Consider the following 14,451-nt stretch of genomic DNA (forward strand, 5'->3'; position numbering starts at 1 on the left):
TCGTCGGCGGTCAGGGGCGGGTCAGCTGATCCGCCAGGTGTCGCCGCTGGACAGGAGGGCGGCGAGCTGCTGCTCGGGGGTCTCGGTGACGCTGGCCCGGGCCGTGGCGACCTGCTCCTGCACCACGCTGTCGTACGACGGGCGGTCGACCGAGCGGAACACGCCGATCGGGGTGTTCCGCAGGTCGAGGCCGGGCAGCCGGGACAGTGCGAACGCGTACGCCGGGTCGGCGACCGTCGCGTCGTGCACGACGATCTCCTCGGGGCGTACCGAGGCGGTCTCCCGGACCTCCAGGCCGAAGCCGCCCGGCGGGTGGACGACGCAGAACTGCCCGTCCTTGCCGAACGTGATCGGCTGCCCGTGCTCCAGCCGGATCAGGAAGTCGTCCCGGGTGCCCGGCTCCTTGAGCTGCTCGAACGCGCCGTCGTTGAAGATGTTGCAGTTCTGGTAGATCTCCACGAACGCCGAACCCTGGTGCTCGGCGGCGGCCCGCAGCACCGACTGGAGGTGCTTGCGGTCCGAGTCGATGGTCCGGCCGACGAAGGTGGCCTCCGCGCCGAGCGCCAGCGACAGCGGGTTGAACGGGGCGTCCGCCGAACCGACCGGGGTCGACTTGGTGATCTTGCCGACCTCGGAGGTCGGGGAGTACTGACCCTTGGTCAGGCCGTAGATCCGGTTGTTGAAGAGCAGGATCTTCAGGTTGACGTTGCGGCGCAGCGCGTGGATCAGGTGGTTGCCGCCGATGGAGAGCGCGTCACCGTCACCGGTGACCACCCAGACCGACAGGTCCGGCCGGGACACCGACAGGCCGGTGGCGATCGCCGGGGCGCGACCGTGGATCGAGTGCATCCCGTACGTGTTCATGTAGTACGGGAAGCGCGACGAGCAGCCGATCCCGGAGACGAAGACGATGTTCTCGCGCGGGATGTTCAGCTCCGGCATGAACTGCTGCACGGCGGCGAGGATCGCGTAGTCGCCGCAGCCGGGGCACCAGCGCACCTCCTGGTCGGACTTGAAGTCCTTGGCGGTGAGCTTGAGGGTGACGGGCTCAGACATTCTTCAGGACCTCTTCCAGCATCGTCTCCAGCTCGACGGCCGTGAACGGCAGACCGCGGACCTGGTTGTAGCCGATCGCGTCCACCAGGTACTTCGCCCGGATCACCTGGGCGAGCTGGCCGAGGTTCATCTCCGGGACGACCACCCGGTCGTACGCCCGCAGCACCTCGCCGAGGTTGGCCGGCATCGGCGAGAGGTGGCGCAGGTGCGCCTGGGCGACGGCGAGCCCGCGCTGGCGCAGCCCCCGGCAGGCCGCACCGATCGGCCCGTACGTGGAGCCCCAGCCGAGCACCAGCACCCGGGCGGTGCCGTCCGGGTCCTCCACCTCGACGTCCGGCACCGGGATCGTCTCGATCCGGGCCGCCCGGGTCCGCACCATGAAGTCGTGGTTCGCCGGGTCGTACGAGATGTCACCGGTCTTGTCGGCCTTCTCCAGGCCACCGATGCGGTGCTCCAGCCCGGGGGTGCCCGGGACGGCCCACGGTCGGGCCAGGGTCTGCGGGTCCCGCAGGTAGGGCAGGAAGGTGCCGTCCTCGCCGTTGGGCTCGGTGGCGAACTCCACCCGCAGGTCGGGCAGGCTCTCCACGTCGGGCAGCAGCCACGGCTCGGAACCGTTGGCGACGTAGTTGTCCGACAGCAGGATGACCGGGGTGCGGTAGGTCAGCGCGATCCGCGCCGCCTCCAGGGCCGCGTGGAAGCAGTCCGACGGCGACTTCGGCGCGATCACCGCGACCGGGGCCTCGCCGTGCCGGCCGTGCAGCGCCATGTTCAGGTCGGCCTGCTCGGTCTTGGTCGGCATGCCCGTCGAGGGCCCGGCCCGCTGCACGTCCACCACGACCAGCGGCAGCTCCAGGGCCACCGCCAGCGAGATGGTCTCGCTCTTGAGCGCCACGCCGGGACCGCTGGTGGTGGTGACGCCGAGTGCGCCGCCGTAGGAGGCGCCCAGCGCCGCGCCGACCGCAGCGATCTCGTCCTCGGCCTGCATGGTGACGACACCGAACCGCTTGTGCTTGCTCAGCTCGTGCAGGATGTCCGACGCCGGGGTGATCGGATAGGCCCCGAGGAACACCGGCAGGCCGGAGCGGACCCCGGCGGCCACCAGACCCAGCGACAGCGCCGCGTTGCCGGTGATGTTCCGGTAGGTGCCCGGCAGCATCTTGGCCGGTTTCACCTCGTACCGGACGGAGAAGTTCTCGGTGGTCTCGCCGAAGTTCCAGCCGGCCCGGAAGGCGGCCACGTTCGCCGCGACCAGCTCCGGCCGGGCGGCGAACTTGCGCTCCAGGAACCGCAGCGTGGACTCGTACGGCCGGGAGTACATCCAGGACAGCAGGCCGAGGGCGAACATGTTCTTGGCCCGTTCGGCGTCCTTCTTGGACACGTCCTGCTCGGCCAGCGCGCCGACCGTCATCGAGGTCAGCGCCACCGGGTGCACCACGTAACCGGCGAGCGAGTCGTCGTCCAGCGGACTGGTCGCGTAACCCACCTTGGCCAGGTTGCGCCGGGTGAACTCGTCGGTGTTGACGATGATGTCGGCCCCGCGCGGCAGGTCGGCCAGGTTGGCCTTCAGCGCCGCCGGGTTCATCGCCACCAGCACGTTCGGCGCGTCGCCGGGGGTCAGGATGTCGTAGTCGGCGAAGTGCACCTGGAAGCTCGACACACCCGGCAGGGTGCCGGCGGGTGCCCGGATCTCCGCCGGGAAGTTCGGCAACGTGGAGATGTCGTTGCCCAGCTGCGCCGTCTCCGACGTGAACCGGTCCCCGGTCAGCTGCATGCCGTCCCCGGAGTCGCCGGCGAACCGGATGACCACCCGGTCCAGTTGGCGGATCTGCTTGGTCACTGTGCCACCTTCGTTCGCGCCTGCGGGGCTCGCAGAACCGGCTCACTCCTCGCGCTCACCGAACTGACTGGAGTTCGCGACTGCGGGGCTCGCAGAACCGGCTCACTCCTCGCGCTCACGCCTGCACCTCGCTTCGTTCCGCGCCGACGCAGGGGCGGCTGAACATGATGGCGACCCAGCCTTGCCCGGCCACGTGACCTCCTTGACGCGACGCCGTGCCGGTCCGCCCACAGGTGGCCCGGCTTGCTCCGTTCCTCACGTCAGAGCCTACGTCGCGCCGTTAGGGCCGCCTTAGTGGAGGTCCGACGTGTGGGACCCGATCGGGCGGGTGTATGCCCGGCTTTCGGGCGTTTAGTACCACCAGCCGTAACCCAGATCACCGCACGTTGGGAGATCGACGCGTCACTCGGTGCCGGTGGGTGTCGGGGTCGGGTCGGGGGTCGACCCGCTCATCCGGCGGCGCAGCGAGGTGGTGGCCAGCGCCAGGGCGAGCACGACCAGCAACCCGGAGACCGCGATCAGGGTGATCGCCGTCCGCTGCACCGAGGTGAGTCCGTCGGAGTCATCCCCACCCTGCCCGGCGGCGACCAGCACACCCTGCGACCCGGTCGGGACCGGCGTGGCCACCGGGGTCGCCCCGGCCGCCGCCGCAGTGATCTTGAAGCTCATCTGCATCTGGCGGGCCCGGCCGCTGCGCGGGTCCAACCGACCGACCACCGCGCCGGAGAGCGGAGCCATCCGCTGTGCCTCGGGGGTCGCGGAGACGGGCAGTCGCAGGTCGGCGGTCCGGCCGGCCGGCACCTGGCCGACGTCGCACCGGGTCCGGGTCGCCGTCACGCCGACGCAGCCGGCCGGCAGGCCCGGGACGGTCACCCCGTTCGGCAGGACCACTTCGACCCGGCCGGCGGCGTCCACCGCGCCGGTGTTGGTCAGGCGTACGGCCAGGGTGCTCGGGCCGCCGCCGATGTCGAAGGCCACCTCGTCGGCGCGGAGCGAGATGCCCGGCACCGGGGGGCCGGGCGGGAAGAGCACCGCGAAGCCCTCGTTGTCGGCGGTCGAGCCGCTGACCCCGGGGGCGGTGGCGGTCACCTCGACCGAGCCGCTGAGCGGCATGGCCCGCCACGCGGTGCCGCTCACGCGTACCTGGACGGTGCTGCTGAACCGGGCACCCGGCGCGGTCGCCCACTCGCCGCACCGGTAGGCGCCGCCGCCCGCCGCGGCGCAGCCCGGCGTGCCGGCGTCGGTCAGCCCGGCCGGCAGCGTGTAGCCGAGCCGGACCAGCTCCGGCGCGGTGCCGGTGTTCGTGACGGTCACCCGCAGGGTGGTGACCGTGCTGTCGGCGTTCCAGTAGGCCGGGGTGAGCGCGACGTCCTCGGTGGTCACCTGCACGCCGAGGTGGCCGACGGGCTGGCCGGGCGCGGCCGGCGGGACCGTCGGCGGGGCCGGGGCGGGCGGCGGCGGCACCGGCGCGGGCGGAGGTGCCGGTGCGGTGGTGGTCGGCGCCGGGTTGGCGGGCGCGGTGGTGGTCGGGACCGGCGCCGGTCCCGTCGTCGGCGGGGGCGGCGGGGGCGGGGGCGCCGTGGTCTCCGGGGGGTGCGCTCTCGGTGGGCGGCGCGGAGGTCGGCGCCGGGGCCGTCGTGGTCGGGTCCCCGGTGGGGGTGGGGTCGGCCGGATCGGCGTCGGGATCGACGGGCGGGTCGTTCACCGCGGCCACCGCCCCGGTCACCGTGGGTGACGCGGTCGCCCACCCCGGTGCCACCGCGACCGCCGCCGCCAGTCCGACCGACAGCGCTGCGGCGAGCAGTACGGAGGTGCGAGGGGCGGAAACCCGCCGGGCCGGGCGTACGCGGGGGCGGGCCATCTATCCTCCGTGACACTGAGTGAGACTTCATTATTCGGTAACAGTTGCCCGAAGGCACTAGTCCGGGGAGGAAACAAATCCGTAACGTGTTCGACCCGGCGCGACGAGCGGCCCGGTAGGCTGACCCACCGTGACCGGTTACCTCGGCTCGTACGCCACGCTCGGTCTCCTTCTGGTTGCCAGCGTGCTCTTCTTCGTTACGGCGTTCTCGGCCAACCGGATGTTACGTCCCGGCCGTCCGGCTGATCCCTGGGGCAAGCGGGCCAGCTATGAGTGCGGTCTCGACCCCGTCGGCGGCGACTGGGCGCAGATGCAGATCCGCTACTACGTCTACGCCTACCTGTACGTGCTCTTCGCGGTCGAGGCGGTCTTCCTCTTCCCCTGGGCGCTGGTCTTCGACCGGCCCGGGTTCGGGGTGACGACCGTGGTGGAGATGGGCGTCTTCGTCGCCGTGGTGGCGCTCGGCATCCTCTACGCCTGGCGGAAGAACATCCTCCGCTGGACCTGAGCGGCCCGGCTCAGCGGGCCGGACCCGGGAGCCCCGGCTCCGGCGGTCCGACTCGCCAGGCCCGGCTCAGGCCAGGCCCCGGCGGGTGGCGGCGGGTGGCCGGTCGCCGCGGATCGAGGCGACCATGTCCAGCACCCGTCGGGTCGGCAGCACCTGGTGGGCGCGGAACACCCGGGCACCCAGCCACGCCGACACCGCGGTCGCCGCGAGGGTGCCCTCCAGCCGTTCCGGCACCGGCAGGTCGAGCGTCTCACCGATGAAGTCCTTGTTCGACAGGGCCACCAGCAGCGGCCACCCGGTGCCGGCGAGCTCCGCCAACCGGCGGGTGATCTCCAGCGAGTGGCGGGTGTTCTTGCCGAAGTCGTGCGCCGGGTCGATCAGGATGCCGTCGGCCCGTACGCCGAGGGAGACCGCGCGTTCGGCGAGCCCGGTCACCGTCGTCACCACGTCGGCCACCACGTCGTCGAAGGCGGCCCGGTGCGGCCGGGTACGCGGGCTGAGCCCACCGGCGTGCGAGCAGACCAACCCCGCCCCGGTCCGCGCGGCCACCCGGGCCAGCGCGGGATCCGCCCCGGACCAGGTGTCGTTGAGCAGGTCCGCGCCCGCCGCGACCGCCTCCACCGCCACCTCGGCCCGCCAGGTGTCGATCGAGATGACCACCTCCGGGAAGGCCGCCCGGACCGCCGCGATGGTGTCCACCGTCCGGCGGATCTCCTCGGCCACGTCGACCTCGTCGCCCGGGCCGGCCTTCACCCCACCGATGTCGATGATCTCCGCGCCCTCGGTCACCGCGCGCTCCACCGCCCGCAGCGCGCTGTCCGCCGCGTAGGTGGCGCCCCGGTCGAAGAACGAGTCCGGCGTCCGGTTGACGATCGCCATCACCACCAGGTCACCGGGGGCGAAGGTCCGCCCGCCGAGCCGCAGCGCCCCGGTCATGTCCGCCTCCTGGTCTCCGCCGGCCGCCGCCCGTACCGTCGGCCGCCCCCGACGCTAGCCGGTCCGCCGCCGGCCGGCCGGGTCGGTCCGCCGGGTTGCGATTGATGATCGGAGGGCGCGGAGGGGTCGCCCGGGGCCCGCCCGCGTGCCACGATCTCCCCATGGGTGAGGTTCTTCTCCTCTTGGCCGTCGCGCTCACCGTCGCAGCGGTGGTGTTCGGCGTGACCGTGCTGGTCTCCGGGCGGGATCCCGGCCTGGCGCCGGCCGAGCGGGACGGCCGGGCCGTCCCGCTGCCCGGCAGCCGGCCGTTGCGCGAGGCCGACGTCGCCGAGGTCCGCTTCGACACCGCCGTGCGCGGCTACCGAATGGCGCAGGTCGACCAGGCGATGCGCCGGACGGCCTACGACATCGGCTACAAGTCCGAACTGATCGGCGTGCTGGAGGCGGAGGTCGCCGCGCTCCGCGAGGGCCGTACGGCGGAGGCCGACGCGTTGCGCCGGGCCCGGGAGGAGTCCGCCGGCACCGGGACCGGCATGGCCGTCCCGCCCGTCGCGGACGAACCCCCTACGGCGGACGAATCCCCTGCGGTTGACGACTCCGCAGCGGTGCAGCACTCCGCCGCCGAGGACACTTCTGCCGTCGACGGTTCGGCTGCCCCGGAGTCCGTCCCGGCCACCGCGCCGGCAACCGGGCTGAGCCGCGACGGGGAGGTCGTGGCGCTGCGCCCGCCGACCGACCCCACCGCCCCCACCGAGCCCGACGACGCTCTGACCCCGCCCACCGCCGCCGCGCCCGGCCCGGACGTGACCGGTCCGGAGCGGGTGGACGCCGGTGCGGACGCCCCCGGTGCGGACGCCCCCGGTGCGGACGACGGCGAGCGGGACCGCGGCCCGGTGGTGCGATCGGAGTCGGCGTGACCCGGCCGCGGGACACCGACGGCTTCGCCGAGGCGGCCCAGCCCGGGGCCGGCGAGATCACCGCGACCGTGATCGTGAACGCGCCCGCCGAGCGGGTCTTCGCCGCGCTGACCGCCTGGGAGCGCCAGTCCGACTGGATCCCGTTCACCACGGTCCGGGTGGTCGAGGGCGACGGCGGCGAGGGCAGCCTGGTCGAGGCGGTCACCGCGCTCGGCCCGGCGGTGCTCCGCGACGAGATGCGGGTGGTCCGGGTCGACGCCCCGTACGAGGTCGGTGTGGTGCACTGCGGCAAGCTGCTGCGCGGCCCGGGGGTACTGCGCTGCACCCCGATGGAACGGGACCGGACCCAGGTGGTCTGGCACGAGTGGTTCCACCTGCCCGGCGGGTCCGCCGGTCGGGTCGCCTGGCCGGTGCTCTGGCCCGGCTCCAAGTTCAGCCTGACCCAGGCGCTGAAGAAGTTCGCCCGCCTGGTGGAGCAGGGCCGGCTGCCCTGACGGGCGGACCGCCGGTCCGGCGGGTCGGCGGCCCCGGACCGCCCGGGCCGCGGGCCGCCGCAGGTCGCTGTCGGTGGGCCCGCCTACCGTGTACGCCGTGAGTGACCTGGTTACCGGCCCGGACGGGCTGCCCCGCTGCGCCTGGGGATCGAGCACCCCGGACTACGCCGTCTATCACGACCGGGAGTGGGGCCGGCCGCTGCACGGCGACGACGCGCTCTACGAGCGACTCACCCTGGAGGCGTTCCAGTCCGGGCTGTCGTGGCTGACCATCCTGCGCAAACGGCCCGCGTTCCGGCTCGCCTTCGACGAGTTCCGCATCGAGCAGGTCGCCGGCTACGGCGAGGCGGAGGTGGCCCGGCTGCTGGCCGACGCGGGGATCGTCCGCAACCGCGCCAAGATCGAGGCGGCCGTGGCCAACGCCCGCGCCGCACTGGAACTGCCCGATGGCCTCTCCGCGCTGCTGTGGTCGTACGCGCCGGCGCCCCGGGCCGCCCGACCGGAGTCGTTCGCGCAGGTGCCGGCGCTGACGCCCGAGTCCACCGCGATGGCCAAGGCGCTCAAGAAGCGCGGCTTCCGCTTCGTCGGCCCCACCACCGCGTACGCCCTGATGCAGGCAACCGGGATGGTCGACGACCACCTCGCCGGCTGCCACGTGGCCCGGGAGGCACCCGGCGCGTGACACGGGCCGACCGACGGCCGACGTGGCCGGACCGGCACCCGGGCGGCGTGATGGGATTGGGACATGACCGACACCGAGCAGCGGGCCACCGGGACGACCGACGGCGGCAGCGGGACCGGCGCGTGGGCGGTGCTGCTGCCCGCCGAGCGGTACGACGCCGAGCGGCTGGTGCACCACGACACCCTGGAGCTGACCGGCCTCGACGGTGCCGCCCGTCCCCGTACCGGGGAGCCGGTCGCGGTGCTGGTCGACGCCCCGCCCCGGCTGGTGGCGCTGGGCCGGGTCGCGGCAGCCACCGGGGAGACCCGGGAGGACCCCGACGACCCGCAGTCCGAGGCGGGGCCGGGGACGCTGGTGGTGACGTACACCCGGCGGGCCTTCGACCGGCCGGTGCCGGTCGACTCGCCGGCCCTACGCGGGCCGGTGACCGCGCTCGACGTGGCCGCCTGGCGGGAGCTGGCCGACCGGCTCGGCCCGCCGCCGGCCCGCCGCACCTGGCTGGTCAGCCTGGACCTGCCGATCGAGGCGGCCTCGCCGGCCGAGGCGGTCGGGATCTTCTGGTCGTACGTGCAGGAGCTGGGCCCGCGCGAACTCCCGGCGTTCGTCTCGCCGTCCGGCGACGAACTGGCCATGCAGGCGTTCGTGCTGGGCGCGGAGGCCAACCAGGATCCCGAAGAGGACGACTGACGCCCCACCGGCCGGGTTACGGTGCCGGGGAGGGCCGGCGCGGGCCGGCCGCGCGAGGGGGTCCGATGCGGTTCCAGGACAAGGTCGCGTTCGTCACCGGCGGGGCGTCCGGGCTCGGCGCGGCGGCCGCCCGGCGGTTCGCCTCCGAGGGCGCGAGGGTGGTGATCGCGGACATCAACACCGAGGGCGCGGAGCAGGTGGCCGCCGGGCTGCCCGACGCGTACGCGGTGACCGTGGACACCGGCGAGGCCGTCTCCGTCGAGCAGGGCATCGCCGACGCCATGCAGCGGTACGGCCGGCTCGACGTGATCTTCAACAACGCCGGCATCGACGGGCAGCAGCAGCCGCTGCACGAGATGGACGTGGAGAACTGGGAGCGGGTCCGCCGGATCAACGGCGACGGCGTCTTCTTCGTCCTCAAGTACGGCATCGAGGCGCTGCTGCACGGCGGCGGCGGGTCGGTCGTCAACACCTCGTCCACCACCGCGCTGGCCGCCCAGGAGAACATCTCCCCGTACACCTTCACCAAGGCCGGCATCGTCGGCCTGACCCGGTCGGCGGCGATCGAGTACGCGGCCCGCAACGTCCGGGTCAACGCGGTCGCCCCCACGGTGGTGATGACCCCGCTGGTCGAGCACTTCATCGACACCGCGCCCGACCCCGCGCAGATGCGGCGGCAGATGGAGTCGTTCAACCCCAAGCCCGGCATCCCCACCCCGGACGACGTGGCCGGCGTGGTCGCCTTCCTCGCCTCGGACGACGCCGCCTGGATCACCGGCCACACCATCCCCATCGACGGCGGCTACGTCGCCCGCTGACGCCTCACCCACGCGCCCGCGCCGCGCCCGCCCCACGCCACGCCGTGCCGCCTCGCCCGCGCTGTGCGCCCCGTCCTGTGCTGTGGGGCCCCGCCTCGTGCCGTGCCGCGTAACGCCGTGCCGCCTCGCCGCGTGCCGTGCCGCCCCGCGCCGCCCCGCCTCGCCGTGCTGCGCCGCCCGCGCCCGCCGCCCGCACCGCGGCGGCCACTCTTTCCGAGAAAGTGTGGCCATCCGGCGTGGAACAACCACACTTTCCCGGAAAGAGTGCGGATCTTGGCAGGCGCCAGGCGCCGGGCGGTGGGGGTCAGCGGCCTTCGAAGGTGGGCTTCTGCTTGTTGACGAAGGCCGCCGTGGCGGCGCGGTGGTCGGCGGTCGCGCCGCAGATCGCCTGGGCCTGCGCCTCGGCGGCCAGGGCGTCGGCGAGCGTGCCGGCGTCGGCGATGGAGAGCTGCCGCTTGATCGCCCCGTACGCGACGGTCGGGCCGGCAGCCAGCCGGGCGGCCAGCTCCTGCGCGGTCGGCAGCACCTGCTCGTCGTCGTCCACCAGCCTGGTCAGCAGGCCCAGCCGGCACGCCTCGTCGGCGGCCACCGGCTCGGCGAGCATCAGCAGCTCGACGGCCTTGGCGTGGCCGACCAGCCGGGGCAGCGTCCAGGAGGCGCCGGTGTCGGCGGCGAGCCCTACCCCGGCGAAGGCCATCAGGAAGCGGGTCTTCGGCCCACCGATTCGGAAGTCGGCCAGGAAGGCCAGCGAGGCGCCCGCCCCAGCGGCCATGCCCTGGACCGCGGCGACGACCGGCTTGGGCAGGTTGGCCAGCCGGGCGGCGATCGGGTTGTAGTGGGCCCGGACCGTGTCCAGCGGGGGCCCGCCGGCGGACTCCAGGGTCCGTACGTGCTCGCGCAGGTCCTGCCCGGCGCTGAACGAGCCGCCCGCGCCGGCCAGCACCACGGCCCGGCAGGACCGGTCGGTCTCCAGCTCGGCCAGGACGTCGCGGAGCGCCTCCTTGAGCGCCACGTCGAACGAGTTCATCGCCGTCGGGCGGTTCAGCGTCAGGGTGACGACGGCGTCGGTGCGGTCGACGAGCAGCGGCTCGGTCACGTGTCTAACGACCCTTCTGTCGGGCGAGGCGGTGGCTGGCGTCGAGGCACTGCTCGACGTACCGGTCGGCGGCCGGCCGGAGCCGGGCGGCGTGCCGGTCGAAGAAACTGGCCGCGCTGGTGCCCGGCCAGCGCTCCGGGAGCAGCGCCGGCGGCAACTGCGGGTCCCGGAACAGGAAGGTACGCCACGCGTGCACCAGCCGGAACCGGGCCGCGTACGCCTCCTCGTCGTCGCTGCGCACGGTCACCCCGGCCAGCAGCGGCTTCTGCTCGGCGACGAAGCGCTCGTACGCCCGGCCGATCTCGGCGAGGTCCCAGGCCCGGCGGACCACCCCCATCGCGCCCGGCGTGCCGGCGGCGTGCGCGGCGGTGAAGCGTTCATAGCGCACCCCGGCCTCGGCGAGCAGGACGTCGACGTCCTCACCGGGCCGGGTGGCGACCCAGGTGCAGTCGTCGAGGGTGCCGTAGCCGAGGAAGGTCAGGTTGGCGGCGAGCCGCTGGCGGTCCCGGCGGGACGTGGGCGCCTCCAGCACCAGGAGGTCGAAGCGGCCGTCCCAGCTGATCCGGCCCGTGCGATAGATCCGGGCGGCCGCCTCGTCGAGTCGCCGCGCCGCTTTCGGTGTGATCGAATATCCCGGTCCGGAGGCCAACCGGAGCGGGTCCAGCCAGCCCTGGCGGACCATCCGGGAGACCGCGGTGCGTACGGCCGGTGGTGCGATCCCGAGCGGTGCCAGCAGCTTGACCAGGGCGGCGACCGGTGCGCGGCCACCTCTCGCCCGGAGGTGGTCGCCGTACAGGTCGAAGAGTGCCGACCGTGCCTGCATGACCGCACATTGTGACAGGCCTATCCAAGATAAGCTAGGTGCTGTTACATCAATGCTGCTTCGGTTTGGGTCCGGCGGTGTTCATCAGGGAAAATCGTTGGTCGACACTCCCGCGATGGCTGCGGGTGGTCATGGCGAAGTGGCTGTGGGGCAACCCACCGACCCTGGTGTAGGTCTGAGGGGAGACAACATGGCGGCGATGAAGCCGCGGACGGGCGACGGTCCGCTGGAAGTCACCAAGGAGGGCCGGGGCATCGTGATGCGGGTCCCGCTGGAGGGTGGTGGCCGGCTCGTCGTCGAGATGACTCCCGACGAGGCCAATGCCCTGGGTGACGCGTTGAAGGCAGCCGCCGGCTGATCGAGGAGCGGTCCGCGCGGCGCGCCGCGCGGCAGTTCGTCCTGCCCTGAGCCACCGGCCCCGCCGGTGGCTCAGGGTCTTCACCGGCGTCGGGAGCACAGACCTGCGCCGCTTCGAGACCTTTCTGGAGGTACGGTCCCGCGTGCTGGCCATCCGTCTGCTGAGCGAGCCCGACCGGCTCGACACCCTCGTCCTGCCCATCCGTCCCGCCGAGGACGGGGACGTCCCGGCCGAACTGCTGCCGACCGTGCCGGCCGCCGCGGACGAGGTGCGGGCCGAGGCGACCGCCCTGCTCCCGGCGACCCGGCTCACCGGCCGGGCCGGTGACGTACGCGAGCACCTGCGACCCGGTGGCAGTCCGCTGCGGTTGCTGCTGCTCGGTGCCGGGGCGGCCGACGAGCCGAACTGGCGGGCGGCGGGTGCCGCGCTGGCGCGAGCCGCCAAGGATGAGACACATGTCACCCTGATGCTGCCGGCCGCGCCGGCGGCGGCGCTGCGCGGTCTGGTCGAGGGGCTGCTGCTGGCCTCCTACCGGTTCCGGCTGACCGACGCGGGCGACCCGCCGGCGCTGGCCGAGGTGGACGTCGTGGTGGACGACCCGGACGCGCTCGCTCCCGTCCTGGCCGCGGCCCGGACCACCGCCGAGATGACCCGGCTGGCCCGCGACCTCACCAACATGCCCTCCTCGGTGAAGAACCCGCAGTGGTTCGCCGAGCAGGTGGCGACCGCCGTCGCCGACCGGCCCGACCTGCACCTGCGGGTACGCGAGCCCGACGAGCTCGTGGCCGAGGGTTTCGGCGGCATCGTGGCGGTCGGCCGTGGCTCGGCCAGCGGCCCCCGCCTCGTGGAGCTGGACTGGCGTCCCGCCGACGCGCGTACCCACGTGGTGCTCGTCGGCAAGGGGATCACCTTCGACACCGGCGGCATCTCGATCAAGCCGTTGGCGGCGATGAAGCTGATGCGCAAGGACATGGCCGGCGCCGCCGCCGTGGTCGCCGCGACCCTGGGCGCCGCCGCGCTGCGGCTGCCGGTGCGGATCACCACGCTGGCCCCGCTGGCGGAGAACATGCTCAGCGGGTCGGCGTTCCGCCCCGGCGACGTCATCCGCCACTACGGCGGTCTGACCAGCGAGACCACCAACTCCGACGCGGAGGGACGGCTGGTGCTCGCCGACGCCATGGCGTACGCGGTGCAGCAGCTCCGGCCCGACGTACTGATCGACCTGGCCACCCTGACCGGCGCGAACGCGGTCGCGCTGGGCAAGCGGCACGGCGCGCTCTACAGCGAGAACGACCAGCTCGCCACCGACCTGCTCGACGCCGTCGAGGCGGCCGGCGAGCACGCCTGGCGGATGCCGCTGCCGGCGGACTACGTCGAACACCTCGGCAGCGAGCTGGCCGACCTGCACAGCAGCCCCGCTGCGGGTGCGGGCTCGGTGACCGCCGCGCTCTATCTGCGGGAGTTCACCGGCGACCTGCGGGACCGCTGGGTGCACGTCGACATGTCCGCCCCGTCGTGGGCCGACGGTGACGACGCCGAGCTGACCCGGGGTGCCACCGGCTGGGGCGTACGCGGACTGCTGCGCTGGCTGACCACGCTGTGACGGTCCGGTCCGACCGCGCGCCCGGCGGCGCGGGTCGGACCGGTCAGCACTTCACTGCGGCGAGCAGGCCGTGCCCCACCGGGAGGAGCGCGGGGATCCAGTGCTCCGACTCGCGGATCGCCTTGATCGCCTCCCGGACGGTGACCGTCTCGACGTCCCGGGCGGCCGGGTCGCCGATCCGCCCGGCCGCCAGCGCGCCGTTGAGCGCCAGCACCCCGCCCGGCCGCAGCAGCCGCAGCGCGGCGTCCACGCAGGCGGTGAAACCGGTCGCCTCGGCGTCGACGAAGACCAGGTCGTAGGCGCCGTCCGCGAGCCGCGGCAGCACGTCGAGGGCCCGGCCGGTGATGATCCGGGTACGCCCCGACGCGAAGCCCGCCTCGACGAAGATCCGCCGGGCGATCCGCTGGTGCTCCACCTCCACGTCGATCGTGGTGAGCACCCCGTCGGCGCGCATCCCGCGCAGCAGCCAGACGCCGCTGACGCCGGTGCCGGTGCCGATCTCCACCACCGCACGGGCGTTCCCGGCGGCGGCGAGCAGGCGCAGGGCCGCGCCGGCCCCCGGCGTCACCGCGTCGACACCCACCTCCCGGGCCAGGCTGCGGGCGGTCCTCAGCACGAGGTCCTCGGTGACGTACGACTCGGCGAACTGCAGGGCCTGGGCCATCGGGTTGCCGGAACTGGCGACCGTGGCGATGGGACACCTCCGGGCGGCGTCAGTGCCGACCGCTCGCGGCGCGGCGTCGGACGCGCCGGGCTGGAGTGGTCGAAGCGAGGG

General features: G+C 73.8%; 15 protein-coding genes. 8 read left to right on the forward strand and 7 right to left on the reverse strand.

Features of this window, described 5'->3' with window-relative positions; all coding sequences use genetic code 11:
* Positions 1–21 precede the first annotated feature (21 nt).
* The 3 genes from MRQ36_RS16385 to MRQ36_RS16395 all read right to left on the reverse strand — a co-directional run bounded on the left by MRQ36_RS16385 (position 22) and on the right by MRQ36_RS16395 (position 4,357).
* Positions 22–1,056 carry a 2-oxoacid:ferredoxin oxidoreductase subunit beta gene (locus MRQ36_RS16385; RefSeq protein WP_242796521.1) on the reverse strand — a complete coding sequence of 345 codons (1,035 nt, stop codon included), beginning with the start codon at positions 1,054–1,056 and terminating at the stop codon, positions 22–24.
* Positions 1,049–2,893: a 2-oxoacid:acceptor oxidoreductase subunit alpha gene (locus MRQ36_RS16390; RefSeq protein ID WP_242796523.1), complete on the reverse strand. Its 1,845-nt coding sequence runs from the start codon at positions 2,891–2,893 to the stop codon at positions 1,049–1,051. Before MRQ36_RS16390 ends, MRQ36_RS16385 begins: the two co-directional genes overlap by 8 nt.
* A 402-nt stretch (positions 2,894–3,295) precedes the next feature.
* Positions 3,296–4,357, reverse strand: coding sequence for a hypothetical protein (locus MRQ36_RS16395; RefSeq protein ID WP_242796525.1), 1,062 nt, complete (start codon positions 4,355–4,357; stop codon positions 3,296–3,298).
* Between the two features lie 527 nt (positions 4,358–4,884).
* Between MRQ36_RS16395 and ndhC the strand changes: the two genes are divergently transcribed.
* Positions 4,885–5,262, forward strand: coding sequence for an NADH-quinone oxidoreductase subunit A (gene ndhC, locus MRQ36_RS16400; RefSeq protein WP_242796527.1), 378 nt, complete (start codon positions 4,885–4,887; stop codon positions 5,260–5,262).
* A gap of 66 nt (positions 5,263–5,328) precedes the next feature.
* Here the strand turns inward: ndhC and folP are convergent, their stop codons facing one another.
* A complete protein-coding gene (gene folP, locus MRQ36_RS16405; protein ID WP_242796529.1) occupies positions 5,329–6,198 on the reverse strand; it encodes a dihydropteroate synthase in 870 nt (289 codons plus the stop codon).
* Between the two features lie 161 nt (positions 6,199–6,359).
* Between folP and MRQ36_RS16410 the strand changes: the two genes are divergently transcribed.
* The 5 genes from MRQ36_RS16410 (at position 6,360) to MRQ36_RS16430 (ending at position 9,796) form a co-directional block, all read left to right on the forward strand.
* Positions 6,360–7,115, forward strand: a complete 756-nt coding sequence (locus tag MRQ36_RS16410; protein ID WP_242796531.1) for a DivIVA domain-containing protein — start codon at positions 6,360–6,362, stop codon at positions 7,113–7,115.
* The gene (locus MRQ36_RS16415; protein ID WP_242796533.1) at positions 7,112–7,609 is read left to right on the forward strand and encodes an SRPBCC family protein; all 498 of its coding nucleotides are present in this window, start codon (positions 7,112–7,114) and stop codon (positions 7,607–7,609) included. Before MRQ36_RS16410 ends, MRQ36_RS16415 begins: the two co-directional genes overlap by 4 nt.
* A gap of 97 nt (positions 7,610–7,706) precedes the next feature.
* Positions 7,707–8,291 (forward strand): DNA-3-methyladenine glycosylase I, encoded by a 585-nt coding sequence (locus MRQ36_RS16420; RefSeq protein WP_308194874.1) that lies wholly within the window; start codon positions 7,707–7,709, stop codon positions 8,289–8,291.
* A 63-nt stretch (positions 8,292–8,354) separates the two neighbouring features.
* A complete protein-coding gene (locus MRQ36_RS16425; protein ID WP_242796535.1) occupies positions 8,355–8,978 on the forward strand; it encodes a hypothetical protein in 624 nt (207 codons plus the stop codon).
* A gap of 65 nt (positions 8,979–9,043) precedes the next feature.
* A complete protein-coding gene (locus tag MRQ36_RS16430) occupies positions 9,044–9,796 on the forward strand; it encodes an SDR family NAD(P)-dependent oxidoreductase (RefSeq protein WP_242796537.1) in 753 nt (250 codons plus the stop codon).
* Between the two features lie 304 nt (positions 9,797–10,100).
* On the opposite strand, the gene MRQ36_RS16435 is transcribed toward MRQ36_RS16430, so the two are convergent.
* Both MRQ36_RS16435 and MRQ36_RS16440 read right to left on the reverse strand, forming a co-directional pair.
* The gene (locus tag MRQ36_RS16435) at positions 10,101–10,892 is read right to left on the reverse strand and encodes an enoyl-CoA hydratase-related protein (RefSeq protein ID WP_242796539.1); all 792 of its coding nucleotides are present in this window, start codon (positions 10,890–10,892) and stop codon (positions 10,101–10,103) included.
* A gap of 4 nt (positions 10,893–10,896) precedes the next feature.
* Complete coding sequence (locus MRQ36_RS16440) at positions 10,897–11,715, reverse strand: PaaX family transcriptional regulator C-terminal domain-containing protein (protein WP_242796541.1); 819 nt, start codon at positions 11,713–11,715, stop codon at positions 10,897–10,899.
* Positions 11,716–11,905: 190 nt separating this feature from the next.
* Between MRQ36_RS16440 and MRQ36_RS16445 the strand changes: the two genes are divergently transcribed.
* Both MRQ36_RS16445 and MRQ36_RS16450 read left to right on the forward strand, forming a co-directional pair.
* Positions 11,906–12,073, forward strand: coding sequence for a DUF3117 domain-containing protein (locus tag MRQ36_RS16445; protein ID WP_007455245.1), 168 nt, complete (start codon positions 11,906–11,908; stop codon positions 12,071–12,073).
* Between the two features lie 142 nt (positions 12,074–12,215).
* Positions 12,216–13,676: a M17 family metallopeptidase gene (locus tag MRQ36_RS16450; RefSeq protein WP_242796543.1), complete on the forward strand. Its 1,461-nt coding sequence runs from the start codon at positions 12,216–12,218 to the stop codon at positions 13,674–13,676.
* A 43-nt stretch (positions 13,677–13,719) separates the two neighbouring features.
* Here MRQ36_RS16450 and MRQ36_RS16455 read toward each other — a convergent pair whose 3' ends face one another.
* Positions 13,720–14,340, reverse strand: coding sequence for an O-methyltransferase (locus tag MRQ36_RS16455; RefSeq protein WP_242796545.1), 621 nt, complete (start codon positions 14,338–14,340; stop codon positions 13,720–13,722).
* Between the last annotated feature and the right edge of the window lie 111 nt (positions 14,341–14,451).

Source organism: Micromonospora sp. R77 (assembly GCF_022747945.1).
Classification (GTDB): Bacteria; Actinomycetota; Actinomycetes; order Mycobacteriales; family Micromonosporaceae; genus Micromonospora.